Source organism: Corynebacterium sp. (genome assembly GCF_030530965.1).
Lineage (GTDB): Bacteria > Actinomycetota > Actinomycetes > Mycobacteriales > Mycobacteriaceae > Corynebacterium.
Genome location: NZ_JAUMTY010000003.1, coordinates 84858 through 89692 on the forward strand (window position 1 = coordinate 84858; position 4835 = coordinate 89692).

Annotated in this window: 3 protein-coding genes; all 3 read right to left on the bottom strand. The window is 51.8% G+C overall.

All coding sequences use genetic code 11. The annotated features are described in order from the left end of the window. Nucleotides 1–631, bottom strand: a 631-nt coding sequence (locus Q3981_RS01555) for an HAD-IIA family hydrolase (protein ID WP_303123224.1), incomplete at its 3' end; no start/stop codon positions are given. Between the two features lie 235 nt (nucleotides 632–866). After that, nucleotides 867–3587, bottom strand: coding sequence for an AAA family ATPase (locus Q3981_RS01560; RefSeq protein ID WP_303123183.1), 2721 nt, complete (start codon nucleotides 3585–3587; stop codon nucleotides 867–869). Between the two features lie 5 nt (nucleotides 3588–3592). Next, nucleotides 3593–4835 (bottom strand): DNA repair exonuclease (locus Q3981_RS01565; RefSeq protein WP_303123185.1); only part of this gene is annotated, 1243 nt, incomplete at its 5' end.

Consider the following 4835-nt stretch of genomic DNA (forward strand, 5'->3'; position numbering starts at 1 on the left):
TCATACCGGCTTCCATCCCGGCCTTGATGTCAGTATCCATGCGATCGCCCACCATGATGGTGTTCTCGGAGTGGACACCGATACGACGAAGGGCCGACCTCATCATCATCGGATTCGGCTTACCGACATAATAGGGTTCCTTCAACGACGCCGTCTGAATCAGAGACGCAACAGCACCGGTAGCGGGTAGCACACCTTCCGGCGATGGGCCCGTGATATCGGGGTTAGTACAAATAAACTTTGCACCTCGGCGGATGAGCCGAATCGCTGTCGTAATCGCCTCGAAGGAATAGGTACGGGTTTCCCCGAGCACAACGTATTCGGGATCCGAGTCAGTCAGAATCCACCCTATTTCGTGAAGCGCAGTGGTTAATCCGGATTCACCGACGACGTACGCTGTCGACACTTCTTTCTGGCTAGCGAGAAAAGCTGCAGTGGCTTTGGCCGATGTCCAGATACGCTCGGCGGGAATATCAATCCCCGTTCGCTCTAAACGAGCCGACAGGTCTCGCGGGGTATAGATCGAATTGTTGGTGAGCACCATATATTCGACGTCATTGTCGCGGAGCTCGTTAAGGAACTCATCCGCGCCGGGAATAATCTCGCCTTCTTTGACCAACACACCATCCATATCTGTCAGGAAAGAGATGGGGTCGTCGCGTTGAGGCGGAGTATTGAGGACATCGGTGACGGGCACGCGTGGCTTTTCGCCTTGATCGACGCTACTGGAGGTCACGCTTTCAGCTTCTCGCGCATTTTCAGTATTTTTCTTGTCGTCTGACATGTTGTCTATTCTCGTCCTTTCAAGTATCGATCCACAATGTAGAACGTGGTGGGGCCGCGCCAACAGCGCTCAGTTTCGGTAATTACTTAGTTCCGGTCATTTCGATCGTTTTCGCTGCTTGGACAGATTTATACCTTTCAGGAACACATGTCATGACGATGATCTGGTGTTTCTTTCCTGATTCCGTCAGGAGTTCATTCATTTTCGTGGCACGCTCGGTATCCGCATAGCCCAGGGCATCGTCGAGGAACACAGGCACGCTTTGATCACCGACCAGTTCCGCGACTGCTAGGCGCTGGATGATCTGGAGTTGCTCGGCTGCACCACCGGAGAGTTCGGCGAGATTAACTGCTCGACCGTTGAGAACGCGCTTCGATATCGTCGACTCGCTAGCGGCTTGTTTGCTCCTGTTTTTCCTGCCTGTTGATCCGCCGTGAGCGGCATCGTCCTCTGACGTAAATGACACGTCCGGCCCGAAAACGTGGCCAGCCTTCTCAGTAAGAAGGTTGATATATGGCTCGAGGTACTCTTTCTTCGCATCCTCATAGTGCTTTTCCACCAGCTCGTACAAGCGGCGAATAGCGTTGGCTCGCATCGTGACAGCCTTGAGAGTGTTTTCTTTTTGCTTGAGGATCGTCTTTTTCTCCTGAAGATCTGCATCAGGCGACCCAGATCCTTCAATCTGTCCTCGAAGATGATGCTGTTGTGCCTTCGAGTTTTCGATTGCGCGCAGAAGATCTCGTTCTCGGCGTTTGGCGTCCTCGAGTTTCTTAGTGTTCTGCTCAGGGTCAAGCGCCTTGAGATTCTGGACGGCTTTGTCGTATGCGCCGCGTCGGTAGTCCCACTGTTCTTCCGCTTCATGGAAGTTATTCGCCAGAGCCTCGTCGGACAGAGCCTCCTGCGCTTCGGTTAACTTTTCTAAAGCTCTGTCGCGTTCCTTGTTCGCCGAATCGCGATTAGCTTTCTCACGCGATAGCTGGGCGGACACATCTTCTTGACGAAGTTTCTCCAGGTCGACGCGTGCCACATCACAAGCGTGCTCAGCACGGTCCCTTTCCGCCCTAGCTAAATGAATGTCCTCACTCGACGGCGCACCGTCAACTTTTAACACCTCATGAGCTCGCCCTGTGGACGTAAGGTCACTACCTGAATCATGATCAGAAGCACTCTGTTCCTCCCGATCGAGGAGTTCTTGATACTGCTCTTCACAGTCGTCGGCAGAATGACTCAGCTCGTGTAGCTTCGCCTCGATGGCTTCACGCGGTTGGTTTCCCCAGGCTATTTCCTGATCACGCTGTGCGGCATCACGTTCATTGCAAGCCTGGGTATAGGCATTATGACGTTGTTCGGCGTCATCAAAGGATTCCAACCCATGCTTTTTTAACAAGCCTTTGAAGACCTCGTGAGCGGAATCGACGTCTTTCCTTCGGTCGCTCATTTCAGCAGAGGGACGGATTTCCAGTGTGTATTTCCCTAGTTCAATGCGCTGGGGTCTATCCATAGGGTATTCCCCTACAGCGTCGTCCCCGTCGGGCCCCTCGATATGGATAGTTCCTACCGCAAGACCTAGAGCCCCTTCTTGGTTACGCCACGCCTCTTGACTCTTTTTCAAATCATCAAAAGCGCCATCGTCGATAATGGATGAGGCGTTATTGAGTTTGCTCTCAGCTTCCTGCCGACGCTTGTGAGCAGCATCTCCTGACAGTAGCTTGGTCCGAACCTGTTCGGCCTCCTTCGTGGACGCGGCCCAATCTCTGTAAATTTTGAGCTTGTCCAATGCTAAATCCGCACACGTTTTAACCCGCTGCGCATCGTCATACGTATCTTGAGCAGCTTTGAGCCGCCCCTCATAGGATTCAGCTTGTTTTGCTACCTGGTTATATCTTTCTTCTCCTTTCGCTGCCTGCTGTTTCCGTTCGGCATAGTCGTCGCGAAGCTGCTTCCGGCTTTGTTTTAACTCTTGCTGATGTTGAAGCGCAGTTTCAGCGTCTTTCCGATCTTGTTCCGCCTGCTTCAGTTTCGCTTGAGCCTCATCGATTTTCTTTTTTTCATTTTGCGCACTATCCAGTAACGCGCCCACGTCGATAAGTGTTTTTTTATTGTCCTCGAGTTTGTGGGTGATTCTCTCCAGCTCTGCTCGCAAATTCGCTAATTTTTCCGCAGCTTTTTCGGCATCTTCTTCATCTTTCGTTGCCGTTTTATACTCACTGATAGCGTCTTTATGCACACCTGCTCGCGGTTTGCCCACTGCTGTGAAGTATTTGTCAAACTCACTCTTGATGTCTCCTCGCAAACCAACCGCGCCGCTGTCGTCATTACTATCAGATTCGGAGAGACTGTTTTCAAGCGCCGCGTAGTTTCCGACGTCGAGGAAATCCCATGTCCCACTCGCCTGACTGACCGTCAAGGCGTCAAAAGGCAATGATTGGTCGCTCGAGGAAAACACCTCCTCAACCCATGACTCTGCATCTTTTCCGGTCATGGTTGTTCGCTGCGGACTAAGAATCCTAAGTTCTGCTTGAGAGTTTTTCAGCCACCTCTTGTACATCGAGAAGTGCTGTCCGTCGACGGTCATCTCCACGGCAACTTCGGGTGCAACATCCTTGTCCACGGGTTTGGCAGCTTTAACTTCCGCTTTTGAGCTTGAATACGAGGCAGACTTCCACATCGTTAGTGCTTTAACAACACTAGATTTCCCCACCTCATTCGGCCCAGAGATCACTGTTACACCAGTGTCCGGGAATTCTAAAGTAACGTGGTCGATAGTACGGAAGTTACTAATATCAATTTTGTGGATTTGCATGACCATTACTCACTTTCCTGATACTTCTGATTAAGTTGGTAAAGAATTCTTAGCGCTTCCCTATCGGTATCGTCTTCAGGATCAAGATCGTCGAGAACTTTCCGAAAATACCCGTGCAAATTAAAGGCATCCGCATCGAGGGAATCCGGCACAATGCTGAGTTTGGTTTTACCCTCATGGTCGTAAAAGGCCGCGAACTTAGAAGCTAAGCGTTGTCTGTACTCCTCTATCCGGCTATCTTGTTCAAGGCTGATTCTTCCGGAGAGCGTGCTTCGTACGACGGTCGTTGAGGCGTCACGCATGTTATTGAGATCAGAAAACCATTGTTCTATATCTGCGTCAGTGTTCACTTCGCGCACATCGGAATGGAAGGACCACTCGGCCACGTGGACAGGATCAACGGTCAACGTCGTTGTTCCATCGGCGACATCAATATCAACAACTAAGCAGTATCCGGAGTCTCGTTCACGATCGTCCAAATCGGTTGGCTCAGGGGAACCGGAGAACCACATACCTCCACGGTCATCGAGTTCTTCTACAGAGTGGGTGTCTCCCATGGCGATGTAGTCGACCTTATGAGTACTTAATGCTTGATCAACGTTGTCCAGGTCGACCGCGTGATCTGCGTGAGCCGTAGACTCATACCAATCCCGTCGGGGCTGGCCATGCCCGATTAACACACGGACACCAGGCGCTGGATCTAATGTCTGTAAAGCTGCCGAGACCGTATCTTCGGTTGGTTTATTGCTGGTCAGCGGTGCTCCCACAACTTCAATACCGCCAAGGTGGTGGATGGAATTGTCGGAAATAATGATTCCACCCGCCTCTTCTATGCGGGTAGCAAATGGCGAGTTCCACACGCTCCCGATCTGGTAGGGGTCATGGTTACCAGGTAAAAACACGATGGGGATCGGAGCGAAGCGTTCAATCGCCTCAATGAAGCGGCTCTGGATCCGCTCTCCTACCTGCGGCGAGTCAAAGACGTCGCCGGCGACAACGACGGCATCGCACTGCCGGTCATGAGCTATATCTGCCATCCGTTTAATGACCGTGAACCGAGCTTGTGTGTAGAGCGCTTGGGAATCAAGGCCACCGTCGTCGTTATCCGTGTTTTTGTCTGTTTTCAGGAACCACCGCTCCATTCCGAGCTGCCAGTCGGAAGTGTGGAGGATACGGGCATGACCGCGCGCTGAGGAATGCCCGTGATTAATCGTGCGTGTTACTTTCTCGGGGTGAGAGTGTGAGGGA